Here is a 19,905-nt window from a genome sequence, read left to right as displayed (position 1 = left end):
AAGAACTCATCAAGGTTCTTCCCTTTTTAATGTTTCATTAGGGGATCTTTCATTTTTTTATTGTGTATGGATTAGCATGACAATGATTTATATATGTAATTGGTTAAAATGAAACATTACAAGTATAAGATTATGTGCTTAGTAATCTCGCGATTTAAGGCACGACATTAGATAAGTGCGGGGAGTTCAATCGATTTTGAATAAAATTAATAGTATCAGCTGCAATTTTTTTACGTTTAAGAACTATCCCGGCATGCCCACATGTATAAATATATCGTGTAGGTCTTTCCCAAGATTCCCACAAGTAGTCTGTATCCTCAGAATGCACATATAGATCATGCTTACCTGAAATTAATAAAATATTTTCTTTTTTTACTTTTGGTAATGCTTGACTCGGTTCAGTGATTTTCCAATAATCTATTAAATCATCATACGTTACACCATGATGTTCCAAGTCTTCTCTAATAAATTTACCTGGAGTTGTATTCCAAATTGAATAAGAGAGTCGATTTGCATAGAAAATGGATGCTAACACATCAATTTCTTCTTCAACAAGAGAGGTTAAGTTAGTAATAAATCCACCTAAACTAATTCCTATTAGAATCAGGGGACCATTTTTATTTGCTTTAATCCATTTAATCAAAGCTCGTAAATCAGCTACCGCTTGTCTAGTTGCTTGTACTGTTCGTTCAATATTTGCACTTACCATATACTCTCCACTGAAAAAGGATTGATCGGGTTTTCTTTCAAAATGATAGGGTAGAGTGAAATAATACATATTCCACTTCAGGCTGGTCATATGATCGTGGAATATTCTTTTCACACGTTCGTTAGAATCCATTCTCCAACCGTGAACAAAGATAACATGAGGTGCATTTTCATTTTTATGTAAGAATAATTCCCCAGTTACAGAGTCGTTGCGTGAATCACCGGATTGAACTGAGCTTTTATATTTGAATTGCCCAGCCATGTATTCCTTTTCCTGTTTTGAATGCTTAATGTCAAAATGAATATGTGATGGTTTTACTTTATAAAAAGATTCTATGTCCTTTATATTTAATGAAGTGTTAGAAAGGGAAGTATACTGAAACGCTACACTTCTTTTTTTGTGTAAATCATATAAGGCGTACCGATCAATGAGTTTTGAAAAAATCAAATTAACCTCCTCCAAAATACATATTGTTTAAAACATGGACAAAATTTATGTTTTAAATTAATTAGGAAATATTCTCTTTTCCTAATAGTAGGTGCTTGAATTATAAAAACAGGTGATAAATTTGTATATTATATTATAAAGCTTACAATAAATAATTTATACTAAAATTTAAGAAGCAGGTTAATATTCTTATCCATATAAAAGAATATTAACTTGCTTCTTTTCTTATTAAAAGCTGTAATTTCTATGAAGAACAACTTACAATTCCCATATAGATATTCACAAATATTAAATCAAGCTTAACCTCTCTTTTCTATAAGTCTCTTAGATTGACTAACTCCTTACCGAAATTTAAAAACGACTGTGTTTTTGAATTTGTGTTCTAGCTTTTCTGGAACAGGTAAATAACTACACATAAACTCCTTATATCTCTAGTTAAACTACCGATTAGCTCCATATAAACTCTAGATAACCTATATAGAATACAAGTTATCAAGGAGGTAAGAAAAATGAATTTTATGAAACGAGCAATTCTCAGTATGAAAAAAAGGATAGGAACATCATTAATTTTGATGGCAGTTTTTCTGATTGTTACAAATTTGGTTCTTTCAGGTTTTACAATCCAAAATGCGTCAAAAAAAGCAGCGGATGCTGCGAGAAAAAAACTTGGTGCAGATGTTACTTTAGGTCTTGATTTCGACAAATTAGGTCAAAAAGCTAAGGAAACTGGAGAAATGCCAAGTCCGCCGCAGCTCGATACAAAAGAAACAGAACAATTAGCGAAGTCCAAGTATGTAAAAGACTATAATTACATAGCTAACACTTTCGGTATTTCTGATGGACTTAAACTAGTAGGAGCTTCAGAAGGAGAAGAAGGTAAAGGTAAAGCGGGAATAGCGGCTGTGCGAGGCGGTTCAAGCTCTGGTACAGAAATAGATATGAATGCTTCTTTTATGATTGAGGGAGTCCGCAAGACTGCATTACAAGAAAGCTTTAAAAACGGAAAAAGTAAAATCATTGATGGAAAACCAATTACAGAGCAAATGAAGAATCAGAATGTAGCTTTAATGGAAAAACGATTAGCGGAATTAAACAATTTGAAAGTAGGAGACAAAGTTAAAGTGCAATCAGGGGATAAGAAGGAAACTCTTGAGGTTGAAATTATTGGTATTTACGAAACAAATGAGCAAGCAATGAGTCAACAGGCTCCTCCTATAATGGATCCGGCTAATAAACTATATATGCCACATTCAACTATGAAAAAATTAGAAGTGGATCAAGGTATAAGTAGTGTTCAAGTCGTGTATTTCTTGAATGACCCACAATATATTGATGCATTTAAAAAAGAAGCAAAAAAATCTAATATTGATTTTAATTATTATAAATTAGATGCGCATGATTCATTGTACAAGCAAATGATTGGTCCTATCGAAAATATCTCTTCGACTTCTCAAATGATTATTTATATTGTATCGATTGCAGGTGCGATTATTTTAGGATTAATCATTATGCTATCAATTAAAGGACGTCGTAAAGAAATGGGAATTCTATTGTCCATTGGAGAGAAAAAGTGGAAACTGATGGCACAGTTCGTAGTAGAAGTAGTATGTGTCGCTATTTTAGCATTTGGATTATCCATAACAACAGGAGCTAAAGTTTCTCAATATATCGGGGATAATTTACTTTCGAATGAAATAGCTACTGCAAGCGAAGAAACAGATACCTCGCAACATGGTACTGTAATGATGGCTGGATCTGGTGGTACTCTACAAAATCAAAAAGAAGATCCGATTGATAAAATTGATGTAAGTGTAACAGGAGAAGATGTAGGGAAAATGGGTGGAATTGGACTAGCTATTGCTATAATAGCAACGCTTCTTCCAGCATTATCTATTCTTCGTTTAAACCCAAAACAAATTCTTTTAAAAGATGAATGAGGAGGATCGATATGGAGACGATTTTACAGTTTAAAAATTTGGATTATTATTATGAAAGTAATGGAAAAAATGTAGCGATACTAGATAATGTTAACTTTTCTTTTCAAAAAGGACATTTCTACACGATTTTAGGACCATCTGGATCTGGTAAAACCACAACTCTAAGTTTAGGTTGTGGACTGGATGTCCCTAAAAATGGTTATGTACTGTATAATGGCAAAGATATTAGAAAAATTGGTTTGGATCGATACCGTAATCAAAATGTATCTGTAATTTTCCAATCTTATAACTTAATTACCTATATGACCGCTCTTCAAAACGTCTTAACAGCAATGGAAATTACAGGTGTTAAAGTGCAAAATAAAACAGCAAGAGCATTAGAATTATTAGAGAGGGTAGGACTCACAGAACTTGAAGCGAAACGAAACGTCCTGCAACTAAGCGGTGGACAACAACAGCGTGTAGCAATTGCTCGAGCACTATCGTGTAATGTTGATTTACTAATTGCAGATGAGCCGACAGGAAACCTCGACGAAGAAACCGCAATGGATATAATAGAACTGTTTCAAGAACTTGCACATAAAGAGAATAAATGCATTATTGTTGTGACTCACTCACAGGAGGTTGCTAAAAAATCAGATCGTGCAGTGTATTTAAGTAAGAAGAAGTTAGTCATAAATGAAATCTAATATAAACATCGTAGCTGTTTAATTCACATATTTTTCAAAAACTAGACCTTTCAAAAGCTTATATTTGATTTATAATAAAATCAAGCCATAATCAAAATGGTCTCCCTGTACTGAATGTTAAAATAGTTTGTCGTTCCCGTTTTAATAATATTTTTAAAAGAACTTGTAGGATATTCTACAAGTTCTTTTTATTATAATTGGTTACCTATATCATGGGATAATCACACATAGTTATTGCAGAATTAAACCTACAATCATAATTAAACTAAATACTATTATCCAACCAAACACACAATAGCCAAAAATTCTAATCCATTTAGGTAATTGATTCATGTTAATTTTATTTGAGGGAACTCCCTGCATAGAAAACATCATTTTTTGATCTCTATCTCTATTATTTTGCTGTTCATACATAATATCATCACCTTTCCAGATATATTGAGTTTGTAGTATATCAACCTAAAGAAATTCATGTACAGAATAAAAGGGGATAGCATATATATTATGTGGTGGACTTTATAAATAAATGCATTTAATCACCATGGTTCTAAGCACTAATCCGTTATAAATACTGAAAAAGAGCCCTACATAAATAGGACTCATTTTCTTCAAATGTTAAGTTGCTGGATATAAATCAGAACCAAGGTAACGTTCTTTTATAATTTGAAGATGATGAAGCTCATGACCAGCAATGATGTATGCTAATGCACGAACTGTAACTTCAGAATTATTCGCATTTCCTCTTTGTGACCAAGCTTCTTTATCTAAGCTTCTAAGTAAATACAGGGTAGATTGGCGAACAACTATTAAATTCTCAAGAAGATCTTGCATAGATTGCTTATCAAAAGCAGCTCTAAGAACATACATATCATCATTATAGCCTGGAAGTTCTGCTGTCTCGCCTCGAGCGATTGATAGCAATCGATACGCCATAATCCGTTCTGTATCTGCTATATGACCGATTACTTCTTTTATACTCCATTTAGTAGGAGCATACCGGAAAAGTCCCTCACTATCAGAAATTTCCTTTAATAAGAGATTCGTTTCCTTCATTTGTTGTTCTAGAATATGTATGATATTTCCGTCTGATACTAAGTTGGTATACGTTGCATAATAGGAGTTATATTCACTTACTTGTGGCCTTATTTGCATACGAATCATCCTTTATGTTTTATGTTTAATCTTTACATATAGCTTACCATAAAAGAATTTTAAATTAATCTGAAAAATGGAGGGAAATATGCATTTTTCATCTTCCTTTTCAGTTTCATAGATGAAATGCATCTCAAATAAGAGAATCTAATTTGCTGCTAAGCGGAATTTCGTTTTTGCTGTTATAGTAAAAGATAAATATGTAAATTGAATACAGTTTGTCACCACTTATGATAATTACCATTTAAGAAGCAATATATATCATTAAACGAAAAACCTGTTAATAAGTTTATACTTACCACAAAAACAAACAAACTCGTCCTATTTAAAGGAGAGTTTGTTTGTTTTTGTGTTTAGATAATGGAATACTCATGCAAAATTGTACACTATGTTCCATATTTTTTATTGAATACTTTATATCTAGCGTTTCAAGAATTTGTTTAACAATATATAACCCCAAACCACTTCCTCCAGTATTTCGATTTCTTGATTTTTCAATTCGATAAAATGGTTTGAAAATTTGTTGTAAATCTTCATCTTTAATATTGACACCTGTATTTATAATTTGCATTTCGATTTGACCTTGTTTCGAATCCTCACTTAACTTTATATAGACTTTTTCATTATGTGGTGAATACATAACCGCATTGTGAATAATATTTTTACATGCTTTTTCTAAAAGAGCACAATCTGTATAAATAGAAAGATCAGAATCAATTTCTTTTATTATTTCGATGCTCTTTTGAGAAGCAAAAAATTCGAGATCTTTTGTGATTGTACCTATTAACTTTGAAGGATTAACTTTCTCTACTTTTAGTTTGAAGGTGTGTTGTTCTAATTTCGATACGCTTAAAATTTCACGAACTAATTGTTCCATACTTTCAATAATTTGATGATTTTTCTTTAAATATTGATCGCGATTTTGATAAGGGCCAATATTATAAATCATCCCTTCTAAGTAGCCTTTCATTACAGTAAGAGGGGACTTTAATTCATGTGCTACAATCGCAAAAAACTCTCTGCGTTTTGTTTCTATTTCTCTTTCTTTTTCAATATCATTTTTTAATTGTTCATTTGCTTTTTTTAAATCAAACATAGCTTGTTGCAAGTTAATAGACATGTCATTCAAACTATTAGATAATTCTCCTAACTCATCTGTAGAGCGAACCTCAATTTTTTCGGAGAAATCTAAATTTGCCATCTTTTGTGCACCTTCATTAATATAAATAAGTGGCTTTGTAATAAACCTGGAATAAAAATAAGCACTCCCTATACCAATAACGAGCACAATGATACTAATATAGGGGAGAAAGCGTACTAAAACCTGTGAAGCTTCATCAATCGGTTGAAATGTAGCAAACACTACAAGCGTTAAACTACCATCTTGAAATTGAATTGGTTTCGTAGCGTTATATGAATTGCTAAGGGTACTTGCATTCTCGAATCGTGTTGCTTTAGTAACTACTGTTTTTTGCGTACCACTTTGAATAAAAGAAAATGAAGGAGAGTAAATAATTACTCCTTCTTTATTTTGAAGATAAAGCATCGCATTATTTTTTTTTGCGTATTCATCAAAAAGTGGTATCGCATCTTGAAACGTAAGATTTTTAGATTTATCAATGATTTCGTTTATCCCTGTTTGAAGTTGATCTGTTTTATATTGCTCATAAAACGTAGGGAGAAAGAAGTATAAAGTTAAATAAATCAATACTGCAAAGGATAACAAAATGAGAGATGTAGTCATAAAGAGTTTGTAAGTAATTTGCTTCATCTTCATGAGTTTCACAATACTATTCATCAATTTTATAACCAATACCCTTTATTGTTTTAATATAAGGGATAGCTAATTTTTTACGTAGATTTTTAATATGTGTATCAATTATTCGTGTTTCTCCAAAATAATCGTACCCCCAAACCTTCTCTACGATATTTTCTCTTGTAAGTACTTTTCTCTCATTTTGAAATAGTAGTTGTAGAATTTCAAACTCTTTTGTCGTTAATATAATCTCAACGTCATTTACATATACTCTATATGCATCCACATCGATACGCACTTCTTTAAATATCAAATGATTATTTACATTTTTATCATAACTTCTTCTAAGTACAGCTTCGACTCGTCTAATCAAAACATGAAATGAAAAGGGCTTTGTTATATAATCATCGATCCCAAGGTCGAATCCTTTCATTTGATCTTCCTCTTCTTCCAACGCAGTTAGCATAATAATTGGTACGTTTGACTGACTTCGAATCATTTTAGAAACTTCAAACCCATTAAGATTGGGCATCATGACATCTAGAAGAATTAAATCAAATGATTGCTTATTAAATTGTGTCATACCCTCTAGTCCATCTGAAGCGACTACCACTGTATAATGCTGTGTCATTAAAAATTGTTTAATTAATTCCTGAATTTCTTGATCGTCCTCTACCACGAGAATATGATAGTTTTTCATAATATCACCTCTGGTAGTCATTATAGCCGTACTATCTGGAGTTTATGTGGAGATACAGTAGTAAACTTCATAGGACGTTTACTACTAAAAAATATTATTAGCTATATTACTTTTTTATGGAGAAATAATTGTTTTAAAAAACTTATCGTATGAATTGATGTACGATTAATATTTACGAAAAACTAATGTATAATAACGTGAAATGTATGTAGTTTCTTAAAATTCGCAAAAATATACTTTTGCTTCTTTACCAAAAGAGGAAAAGGAATTTCAATATAAAAGAAGCTACCGTAATACTAGAGTGTGTGCCAAGAACTTTGGATTTCTTTCATCTAGTTTCTATTTAATCGTTAATCACTACATAACAATGTTCTTGCTAAACCAAAAGTTTAAAGGTACAAACTTGGAGAGATTTATATAATGCTAGAAAGGTTGTGAAATGATTTGATGGGTTATAAAGCGATGCTGTTTGATTTAGATGATACATTACTTGATAGGGATAAAGCAGTAGAGGCATTATTTTTAATTGTTTTAGAAAAGTGTTATGAAAATGTAGATGGTTCGGCTAAAAGCAACATGTTACAGAAATTCAAAGAATACGATAAAAGAGAATATGGCATAAGTAATAAAACGACAGTTTTAGAATCATTGTTTGATGAATTCACGCCGAAGTATAGATTGCCACGCAATTACATCCAAGATTTTTGGAATAATAATTTCCCTAGATGTTTTTCAATAGACCAAAATACTATTCATTTCTTAAATCAAATAAAGAAGCACTTTAAAGTTGGAATTATAACAAATGGCTCAACTCAGAGGCAAAAAGCTAAAATATTTAACACGAATTTAAATAGGTATTTTGAAACAATCATTATTTCTGAAGAAGTGGGATTTAGTAAACCTGATAAACGTATATTCGAACTAGCATTAAATAAGTTAAATTTACAACCGGAAAATACTTTATTTGTTGGGGATGACTTAGAAAAGGATATTGCTGGTCCTCAAAATGTAAATATAAAAGGTGTGTGGTTTAACCCTCAGAAGATCAAGAATACTACCAAAATACAACCGTATGCCGAGATTAACACTTTGGATAGTTTGTTAAGTTATGTTACTCCACAATATTTTTATAACAAGTAAAAGTAATTCCATATATATATATTCAAAAATACAAAAAAAGAGAAACTATCATTAATTTCATTGACCGTATTAGTAATAAAAAATAGATATTTACAACAAAAAATAGAGGCCATTTTAATAGCTGTGGCTAATTTAACCTATGATTAATACGAAGTTTTGTAAAACAATTTTACTCATACTGTGTAAATTATAAAGGGGGAGGACTATGGAAATAAAGAAAGTAGTAATCGATGGAATCAATATTGCGGTCATTAGGAACGATAAGGTATTAATATCGGATGTTCAGTCTGCATTAGATACTATGGCAACAGTTCAATATGAGGTAGATGCGAAACATATTATTATCCATAAATCTTTAATAAGTGAAGATTTCTTTGACCTAAAAACACGGCTTGCGGGCGATATCCTTCAAAAGTTTATAAACTACAAGGTAAAGATTGCTATTGTTGGAGATTTCTCTATGTATACTAGTAAAAGCTTAAAAGATTTTATTTATGAATGTAATAAAGGGAATGACATTTTTTACTTAGCAACTGAACAACAAGCAATTGAAAAACTAAGTACATTAAAGTAATAATTATATCCTGCTAAATTCCCCCATTTCACTTAGTTCATAATTATATACGATATAGAAGAACTGATGTTTGTGGTAAACTAAGAGATGAATAAAGGGGGAGTTTTTTTGAACAATTTTAATAATATAATCCAAAATTTAAATAATATAGTTTACAAACCTAACAACTTAATGATTACGAATCTAAAAGAAGAAAAGCAAAACGCAGAATATGCCGGATGTTTATTCCACTTAAATAACAAAACCATTCGTTTTAGAAAATCAAAAGTTACACCTAATAAAATTGGTCAATTTGTTTCTTTTTGGGAGAAAGATGAAAATATGCGAAATAGAGCTTTCTCTTATGAAGCTGCTCCTGATTTATTAGTAATCACTTGTATTGCTGATAATAAACTAGGGCAATTTATTTTTCCTAAAGAGATTCTTCTTAAAGAAAAAATATTGAGAACACAAAGTCAAACAGGGAAAATGGCAACGAGAATTTATCCTGTTTGGGATACCACTGTTAGTAATCAAGCTAAAAAGAGCCAAACGTGGCAACTTCAATATTTTGTTGATTTAAGTGATAGTAATAATTTGCCTATAGATAAACTATTAAATTTATATTCGTAGCTTTTGATTTGCCCCAAAAAGAAGTGATTACAAAAAACATGTGTAATGACACCTCCTATGTGAATCGTAATTTTTGTACCGGTACAGTTAAATGAAATGTACATTGTTACAGTGCCCCTTAAAATTTACAATCAGCATATATTATTTAAACTTATAAATTTTTAAGGGGTGCTAAATATGACAAGTTTACAAGATCAGCTTTTCACAAGATTAAATCTTAAAAAACGTAATGATGTAACGTTTGAAGAATTACCTACCATACTCTTTTCGTTTGCGCATACTATACCATTTGAGAATTTAGATGTTATAGCACGAAATACGAATCAAATCTCTCTGGAAAACTTACGAGAGAAAATTTTAACTAGTTCCCGTGGTGGACTTTGCTACGAATTAAATACTCTTTTTTACTATTTCTTAAGAGACTGTGGCTATGATGTACAACTGGCATTAGGTACGGTTTATAAAAACGATATAAATGCATGGGCACTTGAGGATGGCCATATAACAATTATTTTAACTTATGATAATGTACAGTATTTAATTGATGTAGGTATAGCTTCGTTAGTACCTCTTGTTCCTGTACCTTTTACTGGCGAGTCGGTTTCTTCAAAAAATGGTTCGTACCGGGTGAGACGGAAAGATACGAATAAAGGAAATTATGTTTTAGAAAGAATAGATGCTGCTGGAGAATGGAAAGTTTGTCATGCTTTTTATAAACATATTATTGATGAGATAGTAGTAAATGATGTTCAAAGAAGAGTGATAGAAGATGAGAAGTCTATTTTTAATAAAGGACCAATTGCAGTAAAGTTGACGAACTCTGGCCATATTTCATTAACGAATACAAGTTTAACCGAAATTATTCATGGGGAAAAAACTAAGCGTGAAATTACAGAAGATCAATATAAAGAGTTTTTATATACTTTATTTGCTATTAAGTTATGAATAATAAAGATAGCGGGTTCTTATTCAGAAGCGGCTATCTTTATTATTTTTGGTGTAAATGGTTTTCTTCTAATATGTTTCGGAAACTGCGGTATAGTTAATGTTTTTAATGTTTCCTCAGCTTCTTCATATGTATGAAAAATTGGTTCTTTTCCATCATCCCCTTGTAAAACTAGCCCTTCATCTCGGATTACATATGGCATAAAACCACCCCATCTAGTAAAGAATTATGTTCTTTTGCAGCAGAATAATACGATTTAAAGTTTGATTTTCTTAATACATATAATACACTAGAACAGTACGAAAAAGTATGTACAATGAATTTTGAATGTAAAGGAAGATTATTATGTCAGTTATTGATAAATTGAAACTTAATAAGTATACAAATATGGTCGTTATTAACGAACCAAGTGATTATGACATTTTTACAGGTAAAGAAACTGCATTCTCAAAAGAACACGATGCTATCTTTATATTTGTAGAAACGCTTGATGAAATGGTGAAACAAACGAATTTTATTATTAGTAATGAAGAATTACTAATTGAAAAAGGTTACGTATTCTTCGCATATCCGAAAAAAGGTAATGCTCGTTATAGTACGTTTATTCACCGTGATGAGATGTTTCCGGCATTAAACGTTGGAGAAGATGGTTATGTGGGAGAAAGCGATATTAAATTTGCACGAATGGTAAGTATGGATGAAGTCTTTACTGTTGTTGGTTTAAAACGTGAAAAGAAAAAAACAACAAAAACATCTGCTATGAGTCAATGTGTTGCCGATTATGCAGATCGAATTAAAGATGTTGAAGCATTATTAGCTAATCATCCGAATGAACTTAAGTTTTATCAAAGTTTAACGCCTGGATACCAAAAAGATTGGGCACGTAATCTTTTTTCTGTGAAACAAGAAAAAACACGTGAAAAACGTCTAGAGAAAATGATAGAAATCCTTTCACAAGGCTACAAAACAATTGAATTATTCCGTAAGAAGAAAAAATAATGATTAAGGAAGTCACAATGCTGCAACAATTAATTGTGATGAGTACATTGAAAAAAGCATTCCTTCCATTATACTATGGAATGTTCTTATATTTATATAATTAGCAAAAGAGAAAAGGTGTTTGAAATGAAATCGTATATTGTAGTTGGATCAGGAATTTTAGGAGCGTCTACTGCTTATCATCTTGCTAAGGCAGGTGCGAATGTTACTATCGTGGATCGCCAACAATTAGGGCAAGCAACCGATGCAGGAGCAGGTATTGTATGTCCCTGGCTATCACAGCGCCGTAATAAAGCATGGTATAAAATCGTTAAAGGCGGTGCACGTTACTATTCTTCGTTAATTCAGCAATTAGAAGAAGACGGTGAAACTGACACAGGATATAATCGTGTAGGTGCAATTAGTTTACATACTGACGAGAAAAAGTTAGATCAAATGGAAGAGCGAGCTTATAAACGACGTGAAGATGCCCCGGAGATTGGTGAAATAACTCGCTTATCAGCTGAAGAAACAAAAAAATTATTCCCAGCATTATCAGACGAATATAGTTCTGTTCATATTAGTGGTGCTGCACGAGTAAATGGAAGATTATTACGCAATGCATTAATAAGTGCTGCGAAAAAACATGGTGCAACTTTCATAAAAGGCGATGCTATATTAGTCCGTGAAGGAAATCATATTACGGGAGTTACAGTAAACGATGAAACAATTTTAGCGGAAAAGGTTATTGTAACTGCAGGCGCATGGGCGAATGAAATCTTGAAACCATTAGGAATTAATTTCTTAGTTACATTCCAAAAAGGACAAATTGTTCATCTGCAAATTGAAAATACAGCAACAGAAAATATGCCAGTTGTTATGCCACCAAACGATCAATATATTTTAACGTTTGACAATGGTCATGTCGTAATTGGTGCAACACATGAGAATGATACTGGTTTCGATCATCGTGTAACAGCAGGTGGTTTACATGAAGTATTCCATAAGGCATTAGCAGTTGCACCTGGCTTAGAAAATGCTACAATGCTTGAAACGAGAGTTGGATTCAGACCATTCACACCAGGATTCTTACCTGTTATCGGACCACTACCTAAATTTGAAGGGATTCTCGTTGCGAATGGATTAGGGGCTTCGGGTTTAACAGCTGGTCCATACTTAGGAGCGGAACTTGCTAAACTAGCGCTCGGACAACCGATTGAATTAGATTTAAATGATTATGACGTTGCTGGCGCAATTGAATAATATGGAGTACTGCTAACATTTATGAAAAACCATGCTAAACAAATTCGACAGAGAATAAGTAGTTTTTCCTCTATTAAGAGTAAGCCTGTTTATGAAAAATAAAATTATTTAAAAATAGAGGGCCGACATTATAAACCTGCATTAATAATGTAGAATTGTGATGGCGGCTCTTTATTCATATTGATTTAAAACTTATTTTCGAGAGGAGGTTAAGTAATGAGAGCGCCATATCAAGTATTGATATTTCCTTATATAAAAACTGCCGATTCTATTCAATATGCCATTTTTAACCGAAGTGATTATGGTTATTGGCAAGGAATAGCTGGTGGCGGAGAAGACGGTGAGATTCCTATTGAATCAGCAAAACGGGAAGCGTTTGAAGAGGCTGGTATTACAAGAGAATGTCCATATATACAATTAGATTCTGTGTCTTCGCTACCAGTAGAGGATGTAGTTGGAGGATTCCTTTGGGGAGAAGAGGTTTATGTAATAAAAGAATTTTCTTTTGGAGTTAAAGTCCCTACAAAAAACATATCATTATCTAAAGAACACTTTAATTATAAATGGTTATGCTTTGAGGAAGCAGTAACGCTTTTGAAATGGGATAGCAATAAAACAGCATTGTGGGAATTAAACAAAAGACTATTAAAACAATAAAAGTTTTTGCTAACAAAAATAGTTGTGGAAGAAGAATTGAACCATTAACAAACCCTTGCTACACTTCTAAACAATGTTTTATAGATTTGGCATGGGTAATGAACGAAGAGAACTTGTACTAAGAAAATCCCTATACAGTTGACTCTGAAAAAATGAAAATAATTAGAAATATTTTTATATCGTACGGTTTTTGGCTATGAATAACGGAATAAATATTAAGTATTCAACAGTTTAAATAAAACGAGTTAGCTTTTTATTTTAAGAAGAAAAATGACTCGTTTTATGCTAAAATTCGCTTAGTGTATATTTTCGTTAAAATGTGGGTGGGCCCCCTTTTAGCAAAAGCGGAGTGGGAATGATGAGTATAAATAGTTTTGTGGGATTGATAAATGACGAATTATTAAAAGAGGTAAGTATCAGAAGTGAGGATGAATTCGAGCCTGTAGTAGTTAAAGATATTCCTAGACTTTGGAAGTGTTTAGGAACAGGTAATTATGCCGCAGTATTCATGCACAAAGAATACAAAGATTGGGTAGTGAAAGTTTACGTGCGAGAAGGAGAAGGAATTGAAAAAGAGTCAGAAGTATACCGAAGAATTGGAGATCATCCTTCTTATTCAAAGCTTATATATAAAGGAGAAAATTTCATAGTATTGAAACGTTTAAAAGAAATTACCTTATACGATGCTATTCATAAGGGGATTAAAATTCCTAAGCAAGTAATACTTGATATTAATGAGGCTTTAGAGTATGCGAGGGAACAAGGGTTAACTCCTTGTGATGTTCACGGGAAAAATGTGATGATGGAAAAAGGAAGGGGATATGTAGTCGATGTATCTGATTTCTTAAAAACAAAAGAAGATAGTAAGTGGAGAGACCTAGAAAAGGCATATTTCACCTTTTATTTTCCTTTCATATATAAATTGCCTTTCCCGGTTAAAATACCGTATTTTATGTTAAACATTGTTAGACGTTCGTACAGAAAATATAAGAAACTTAAAAAGAAATTCAAATTGTAAAAGGACCACATATGTTCCTGAAAACGATTTGAATTCACATAAATAACTTTAGAAAAATTTAAAATTTTGTTTAGGGGCTACTTCAAGACCTTAGCTTGCTGGGCATGTGGTGCTATCCCAAAAAATAAAAAGATTAGGAGTGAATCCTAATCTTTTTATTTATACATATTTTTGTTAGTTATATCACTATCAATTCCAAAACGGGATATTTTGAATAAATGAAACCGTCAAAATAAGTGTTGATGCGGAACCAGCAGTTACTAAAGTTACTATTTTTCGTCCATTCTGTTCTTTTGAAGGTTTTATAAGTTCTGTAATTAACAAAATCCATATTATGATAGAGATTATTGAAATAATATTTATAGACATATGTAACACATCCCTTCGTGTTTTTACATAAATATTTCTGCTTTTATAAAATAAAAGCAATTTAACAAGAAAATATGTAACGCATTAAAAATCAATATTTCCTTGTTAAACCACCTTTTTTAAATAGAAATACGACTGATAAAACGATAACAACAGCCTTCAAACTGCCCCAATATGGATAAATAGCATGATTTGTTAGACTAGCATATTGAAAGATATTCTCTAAACCGAAAATTCCTATCATGACTGCTAAAATGAATGAAGCTGATCCATACGTCCCTTTATGATAGAGGGTAAATAAGTATACTGCACATATAAGTGGTAAGATGATTTGTAATAAGAGCGTCATAATTGATTCCCCTAATATATTGATACTTATATTATATACAAAATTGTAATAAAAAGGAATACAACTTATTTGATACTAACAAAACTACTCTAATCATATTCTTCTATAAAAAGAAGAAAAAGGGGTGTACAGTTAATTGACAAAAGTTAAAGTTAGTTTACGACCCATTGTTCATAACGTAAATTTACCAACCGTATTGAAAACAACGATACTTCCAGGTGAATCGACCGAAAGACTATTTATCGCAACCCAATTAGGAGAGATTTTTTACATAGGGGACGGAGTTATAAAGACATTTTTAGATATTCGTCAACAAATTATTAAATTAGGTACATTTGAAGAAGGTGTTTCTAGTAGCGGTTATGATGAACGCGGATTGCTAGGACTTGCGTTCCATCCACAATTTTATCAAAATGGGTTATTTTATCTTCATTATTCAGTAGCTGGAACTCAAGGACCAGGTGCATTTTCTGAGCAATTTAAACCGAATCCTTGTGACCCTAAAACGTTAAATTTAAAGTGGGTTAATAGAAATACACAATATGATCACATTGATACAGTGGAAGAATGGACTTTACAACCTAATGGTCAAGCTCAAAAGCGACGAACATTACTGAATGTAAGAAGACCATTTTTTAATCATAACGGAGTCAATAGTTTAAACTTTTCACCTGAGACTGGAAAACTTGTTTTTACAAATGGAGATGGCGGATCAGGTTATGATCCATTTAACTTAAGCCAAGATGATTTAGAAATAGCAGGAAAAATAATTGAAATCGATGTAAGTAAAAATACATTTATAAATAACCCTCCTGTAGTTACACGCTTTAATGAACTTCCTTTATCTATACAAGAAACACTTACAGTAATTGCAAAAGGAGTACGTAATATAACCGGCATTTCATTTCAAAGGTTTTATAATCAATATATCAAATACGCTGGAAATGTCGGACAAGATATTGTAGAGTCTATTTTTTCATTTGTTCAATATAAACCTATACCGGTTACAGAACTTGTTCAAATGCATTTTATGAGATTAACTCCCAATCAAGATGGGTTTATCAATTTTGGGTGGCGAGGATGGGAAGGGGATTTACCTACTTCTTTTATACGACATTGTTCCGAAAATCAGACTTTGGATGAGAGAACAATGGTTTATTATGATGAAACAATACAAACTTCAGTGAAGCGTATTCTGCCTCTACTTAGTTATTTTCATAAAGATTCTAGAACAGATAAGTTTGGAGGAACTTCACTTACAGGAGTTCAGCCATATATGGGAAATTCAATTCCAAATTTAACAGGTAACGTAGTGTTTACTGACCTTGCTAAGAAAGAAGATTCTCGACCGCCAGTTAAGGGTGTTTTAGCGTATACTAGAGCAGGTATAGACGGTAAACATGCTGACTTTCATGCTATTGAAACCAATTATGATTTTGGTACGCAAGCAGCTTATTATATGAGTTTAGGAACAAATTTGAATCAAACTAGATTATATTTAGGAGTTTACGGTTCTATGAAAGTAACTGATTTTAACAAAGGTACCATTTTTGAAATTATCCCTTAATACGATACAAATTATCAGTCTAAAAATATAATATAAGGAATTCATTCTGTTCCCAAAACGCACGACTTAACTTATCCCCCTAAAAATCTTCAATGTATGAGCATCTATTAACTTGCAGAAAGTAACTCATAAACCGTATGTGTACGAATAATATAGAAAGTAATGAATGAGGTGTCTTTAGGGGGGATTTTAATGAATCGGTTTGTACGTTATTGGTATCAACTGATGATAGAGCATGATATAAGCTTTGTTCATAAAAGAAAATTGTCCCTTGCGAATAAGTTAGTACTTACAGCTTTGATGAGTGCATTAGCCACCATGTTTCAAGCAGCGGGTAACTTAGTTCCTGGTATAGGTTTGCTCATTAGTCCATTTTCGACATTACCGATTTTTTTTGCTATTTTCTATTCTATTCTTGAGGGAATACTTTCTTATATTCTTACTATTTTTCTATTATTTATTATTGAGCCAAGTGAACTAATTATCTTTCCTTTTACTACAGGCTTATTAGGTCTATCCTTAGGACTAGCCTTTTTAAAATTCAAGAGGAGAATTTGGATTGTTTCCTTTTCTGCGACTTGTCTACTTATAGGGATTATGATCGTTCTCGATGTTTTCCGTTTTCCGGTACTTGGTCCTACTGTTCATACAACTATGGACATAAAAATTATTTTATTAATATTTATACTGAGCTTTCTATATTGCTGGATTTATGCAGGTTTTTGCAGAATAATGATGAATAGATTATGTAAAGTGTTGTATTGACAATGGCATAATGAAGATTGGAGAATGTATTCATGACTAACGTTGCAGTTAGAAGACCGAATTTGAATGATGTAGATGAACTATATTTATTTTTCCGTATCGTTATTACGAATACATACAAAAATGAAGGATTATCACAACTATTGGATGACATAGAAAATGAAATTAACATGAAAAAGCAATATTTGAAAACAGATTTTGATAGTAATGGAGAAAAACGTTACTTTTTATTAGCAATTGATACAAATAACAATAAAATCATTGGAACAATTGAAGTTGGTCCAGCAAGTACATTGATTAATAGTTGTACAGGTGGTGTACTTAAGGATTTGTATGAAATAGGAACTGTATTTATACTTCCAGAGTATCAAAGAAAGGGTATCGGGAGTTTACTGCTACATACAATGTTTCTTACGTTACTTAGCAGAGGAATAACAGAATATTGTTTAGATAGTGGCTACAAAAATGCGCAAAGTATATGGACAAAGAAGTTTGGAGAGCCTAGTTATGTATTGAAAGATTACTGGGGAGAATCCAGCGATCATATGATTTGGAAGAAAAGTTTACATGATACACCTATAATATTTGAATTATAAAATGAAATATGCCTCTGAACATAGCTTTTCTTACTTATGTATGCTATTATTTATCTTTATAATAAAAGAGGACGTGAATGAACTTGATTAAAATTAATATTCCTGAAGCTGATGTTTCAATTACTGAACGTAAACAAGTTATTAAAGGAGACGAGCCAATCATTACTCCAATTAATGGATTTATCGATTTCCACTTGTTCCCTAGAGATAAAGGCGGCATTTTTATGTTTTACAATATTAATGACGAACTTCTTTTCGTAGGTAAAGCTCGTAAAATTAGACAACGTATTAAGAAGCATTTTGAAGATAATGTTTCACCAATTAAAAATCACCGTGATGAAGTATACCGCATTGATGCATGTATCGTAGAAGATCCAACAGAAAGAGAAATTTACGAAACATATATCATTAATGAATACAAAGCGAAATATAACGTTGATAAAGTATTTTACAAATAATCAACATTAATAAAAAGCAATCCTAGCTAATATGCCAGGATTGTTTTTTATTTAGATTTATTCTTCATATCTTTCTCCTTTTTTCAAATGATTAGCAGCAACAAAACAGATTACACCTATAAATATAAGTACAATACCAACCGTTTTATGTTTTCCCTCAAAGAAAGGAATATCTGAAATAACATTTGTCATACATAGTCCTAAAAATACAAGGATAGGGCCCACCCAAAGTAATACATTACCGAATTTTGTGTGCTTCCACATAATAACCCTCCTTAACCCTCTTTACATATATATCCATAAATGAAAAGTAAATTCATAGAGAAATATAGTTTTTTTCATATCGAAAATTTAACCCTCATATATTGGTACAAGCAAAAGAGAAAGGAGACCATCATGAATTGGTTAGAAGCTTTCATACTAGGTATAATTCAAGGTTTAACAGAATTTTTACCAATCAGTAGTACCGGACATCTTTATTTAGGAAGGCATTTGTTCCGATTAGATGAGGCTGGCTTATTTTTAGATACGATGCTGCATATTGGGACTTTACTTGCGGTTTTTATTTATTACAAAAAAGAATTTATATATTTAATTAAAAACCCATTTTCAAAGCTCATGTTATTACTTATCGTTGGGACAATACCCGCAGTTGTTATTGGTTTATTGTTTAAAGACTTCTTTGAAGATATTTCAAAAACAGGAATCACGATCGGTTGGGAGTTTTTAGTGACCGGATTCTTTCTCTACATGGCAGATAAACAAAAGAATGGTCGTAAAAAAATGGATGACATAACATATAAAGACGCATTAATTATCGGTTCATTTCAAGCTGCTGCTATTTTTCCAGCCATTTCCCGTTCTGGAATGACAATTGTCGCTGCATTATGGAGAAAATTAGACCGTGAAACTGCTGCTTACTTTTCTTTTTTACTGTCGACACCAGCTATTGTTGGAGCTATCATTTTGCAATTTGCAGACGTTTTTCAAGGGAAAGCAGAATCTATTTCTAGTACATCTTTAATTGTCGGAACGTTATCAGCAGCGTTTTTTGGATACATAGCCGTTTCATGGATGATTCAATATTTAAAACGTCACTCCTTAAAAGTATTCGCGTATTACGTATGGGGATTAGGTATTTTAATTTTAACGTTGCAATTTACTGATGTATTTTAAGTATAATGATAAAGAAGTTAATTAGTTTAAGATCCTGTTTCATTCAT

At 31.8% G+C, this 19,905-nt stretch carries 24 protein-coding genes; 15 read left to right on the top strand and 9 right to left on the bottom strand.

Annotation, left to right across the window (positions count from 1 at the left end; genetic code table 11):
• Nucleotides 1–154: 154 nt before the first annotated feature.
• Nucleotides 155–1,156 (bottom strand): alpha/beta hydrolase, encoded by a 1,002-nt coding sequence (locus tag MR107_RS01260; protein ID WP_227899870.1) that lies wholly within the window; start codon nucleotides 1,154–1,156, stop codon nucleotides 155–157.
• A 509-nt stretch (nucleotides 1,157–1,665) separates the two neighbouring features.
• On the opposite strand from MR107_RS01260, the gene MR107_RS01255 reads away from it, so the two are divergent.
• Entirely contained in the window at nucleotides 1,666–3,093 is a 1,428-nt protein-coding gene (locus MR107_RS01255; RefSeq protein WP_001010223.1) for an ABC transporter permease, read from the top strand.
• Nucleotides 3,094–3,104: 11 nt separating this feature from the next.
• Nucleotides 3,105–3,782, top strand: coding sequence for an ABC transporter ATP-binding protein (locus tag MR107_RS01250; RefSeq protein WP_053564280.1), 678 nt, complete (start codon nucleotides 3,105–3,107; stop codon nucleotides 3,780–3,782).
• A 231-nt stretch (nucleotides 3,783–4,013) separates the two neighbouring features.
• Here MR107_RS01250 and MR107_RS01245 read toward each other — a convergent pair whose 3' ends face one another.
• From MR107_RS01245 to MR107_RS01230, 4 genes are all read right to left on the bottom strand, one after another.
• Nucleotides 4,014–4,196: a hypothetical protein gene (locus tag MR107_RS01245; RefSeq protein WP_000273230.1), complete on the bottom strand. Its 183-nt coding sequence runs from the start codon at nucleotides 4,194–4,196 to the stop codon at nucleotides 4,014–4,016.
• 201 nt (nucleotides 4,197–4,397) lie between these two features.
• A complete protein-coding gene (locus tag MR107_RS01240) occupies nucleotides 4,398–4,934 on the bottom strand; it encodes a DinB family protein (protein ID WP_227899868.1) in 537 nt (178 codons plus the stop codon).
• Between the two features lie 325 nt (nucleotides 4,935–5,259).
• Nucleotides 5,260–6,711 (bottom strand): sensor histidine kinase, encoded by a 1,452-nt coding sequence (locus MR107_RS01235; protein ID WP_227899904.1) that lies wholly within the window; start codon nucleotides 6,709–6,711, stop codon nucleotides 5,260–5,262.
• A 13-nt stretch (nucleotides 6,712–6,724) separates the two neighbouring features.
• Nucleotides 6,725–7,390: a response regulator transcription factor gene (locus MR107_RS01230; RefSeq protein WP_000800727.1), complete on the bottom strand. Its 666-nt coding sequence runs from the start codon at nucleotides 7,388–7,390 to the stop codon at nucleotides 6,725–6,727.
• 447 nt (nucleotides 7,391–7,837) lie between these two features.
• Here MR107_RS01230 and MR107_RS01225 point away from each other — a divergent pair, with 447 nt between their 5' ends.
• From MR107_RS01225 to MR107_RS01210, 4 genes are all read left to right on the top strand, one after another.
• On the top strand, nucleotides 7,838–8,530 hold the full coding sequence (locus tag MR107_RS01225; RefSeq protein WP_227899903.1) for an HAD family hydrolase: 693 nt from the start codon (nucleotides 7,838–7,840) through the stop codon (nucleotides 8,528–8,530).
• Between the two features lie 205 nt (nucleotides 8,531–8,735).
• Complete coding sequence (locus tag MR107_RS01220; protein WP_000403464.1) at nucleotides 8,736–9,104, top strand: DUF4180 domain-containing protein; 369 nt, start codon at nucleotides 8,736–8,738, stop codon at nucleotides 9,102–9,104.
• A gap of 108 nt (nucleotides 9,105–9,212) precedes the next feature.
• On the top strand, nucleotides 9,213–9,716 hold the full coding sequence (locus MR107_RS01215) for a MepB family protein (protein ID WP_001058866.1): 504 nt from the start codon (nucleotides 9,213–9,215) through the stop codon (nucleotides 9,714–9,716).
• Nucleotides 9,717–9,893: 177 nt separating this feature from the next.
• On the top strand, nucleotides 9,894–10,661 hold the full coding sequence (locus tag MR107_RS01210; protein WP_000202749.1) for an arylamine N-acetyltransferase family protein: 768 nt from the start codon (nucleotides 9,894–9,896) through the stop codon (nucleotides 10,659–10,661).
• Between the two features lie 20 nt (nucleotides 10,662–10,681).
• Here the strand turns inward: MR107_RS01210 and MR107_RS01205 are convergent, their stop codons facing one another.
• A complete protein-coding gene (locus MR107_RS01205) occupies nucleotides 10,682–10,864 on the bottom strand; it encodes a hypothetical protein (RefSeq protein ID WP_001147158.1) in 183 nt (60 codons plus the stop codon).
• A 143-nt stretch (nucleotides 10,865–11,007) separates the two neighbouring features.
• On the opposite strand from MR107_RS01205, the gene MR107_RS01200 reads away from it, so the two are divergent.
• The 4 genes from MR107_RS01200 (at nucleotide 11,008) to MR107_RS01185 (ending at nucleotide 14,578) form a co-directional block, all read left to right on the top strand.
• The gene (locus MR107_RS01200; RefSeq protein WP_000110844.1) at nucleotides 11,008–11,661 is read left to right on the top strand and encodes a YdeI/OmpD-associated family protein; all 654 of its coding nucleotides are present in this window, start codon (nucleotides 11,008–11,010) and stop codon (nucleotides 11,659–11,661) included.
• A 126-nt stretch (nucleotides 11,662–11,787) separates the two neighbouring features.
• Entirely contained in the window at nucleotides 11,788–12,903 is a 1,116-nt protein-coding gene (locus MR107_RS01195) for an NAD(P)/FAD-dependent oxidoreductase (RefSeq protein WP_000844380.1), read from the top strand.
• A 216-nt stretch (nucleotides 12,904–13,119) separates the two neighbouring features.
• On the top strand, nucleotides 13,120–13,560 hold the full coding sequence (locus MR107_RS01190) for an NUDIX hydrolase (RefSeq protein ID WP_001202586.1): 441 nt from the start codon (nucleotides 13,120–13,122) through the stop codon (nucleotides 13,558–13,560).
• Between the two features lie 358 nt (nucleotides 13,561–13,918).
• Nucleotides 13,919–14,578, top strand: coding sequence for a protein kinase family protein (locus tag MR107_RS01185; RefSeq protein WP_074047543.1), 660 nt, complete (start codon nucleotides 13,919–13,921; stop codon nucleotides 14,576–14,578).
• 189 nt (nucleotides 14,579–14,767) lie between these two features.
• Here the strand turns inward: MR107_RS01185 and MR107_RS01180 are convergent, their stop codons facing one another.
• Together MR107_RS01180 and MR107_RS01175 are read right to left on the bottom strand one after the other, a co-directional pair.
• On the bottom strand, nucleotides 14,768–14,947 hold the full coding sequence (locus MR107_RS01180) for a hypothetical protein (RefSeq protein ID WP_025709432.1): 180 nt from the start codon (nucleotides 14,945–14,947) through the stop codon (nucleotides 14,768–14,770).
• Nucleotides 14,948–15,038: 91 nt separating this feature from the next.
• Nucleotides 15,039–15,296 carry a hypothetical protein gene (locus MR107_RS01175; protein WP_242292007.1) on the bottom strand — a complete coding sequence of 86 codons (258 nt, stop codon included), beginning with the start codon at nucleotides 15,294–15,296 and terminating at the stop codon, nucleotides 15,039–15,041.
• Nucleotides 15,297–15,432: 136 nt separating this feature from the next.
• Between MR107_RS01175 and MR107_RS01170 the strand changes: the two genes are divergently transcribed.
• The 4 genes from MR107_RS01170 (at nucleotide 15,433) to MR107_RS01155 (ending at nucleotide 18,682) form a co-directional block, all read left to right on the top strand.
• The gene (locus tag MR107_RS01170) at nucleotides 15,433–16,863 is read left to right on the top strand and encodes a PQQ-dependent sugar dehydrogenase (protein ID WP_242292006.1); all 1,431 of its coding nucleotides are present in this window, start codon (nucleotides 15,433–15,435) and stop codon (nucleotides 16,861–16,863) included.
• Between the two features lie 192 nt (nucleotides 16,864–17,055).
• Nucleotides 17,056–17,628, top strand: a complete 573-nt coding sequence (locus tag MR107_RS01165) for a hypothetical protein (RefSeq protein ID WP_242292005.1) — start codon at nucleotides 17,056–17,058, stop codon at nucleotides 17,626–17,628.
• 32 nt (nucleotides 17,629–17,660) lie between these two features.
• Nucleotides 17,661–18,224 (top strand): GNAT family N-acetyltransferase, encoded by a 564-nt coding sequence (locus MR107_RS01160; RefSeq protein ID WP_098213692.1) that lies wholly within the window; start codon nucleotides 17,661–17,663, stop codon nucleotides 18,222–18,224.
• 77 nt (nucleotides 18,225–18,301) lie between these two features.
• Nucleotides 18,302–18,682: a nucleotide excision repair endonuclease gene (locus MR107_RS01155; protein WP_001048941.1), complete on the top strand. Its 381-nt coding sequence runs from the start codon at nucleotides 18,302–18,304 to the stop codon at nucleotides 18,680–18,682.
• Between the two features lie 57 nt (nucleotides 18,683–18,739).
• Here MR107_RS01155 and MR107_RS01150 read toward each other — a convergent pair whose 3' ends face one another.
• Entirely contained in the window at nucleotides 18,740–18,946 is a 207-nt protein-coding gene (locus MR107_RS01150) for a hypothetical protein (RefSeq protein WP_000265477.1), read from the bottom strand.
• A gap of 132 nt (nucleotides 18,947–19,078) precedes the next feature.
• Here MR107_RS01150 and MR107_RS01145 point away from each other — a divergent pair, with 132 nt between their 5' ends.
• The gene (locus tag MR107_RS01145; RefSeq protein WP_226368749.1) at nucleotides 19,079–19,858 is read left to right on the top strand and encodes an undecaprenyl-diphosphate phosphatase; all 780 of its coding nucleotides are present in this window, start codon (nucleotides 19,079–19,081) and stop codon (nucleotides 19,856–19,858) included.
• Nucleotides 19,859–19,905 lie beyond the last annotated feature (47 nt).

It is taken from the genome of Bacillus cereus group sp. BfR-BA-01441 (assembly GCF_022663075.1).
Lineage (GTDB): Bacteria > Bacillota > Bacilli > Bacillales > Bacillaceae_G > Bacillus_A > Bacillus_A cereus.
This window is presented reverse-complemented; position numbering and strand designations above follow the sequence as displayed.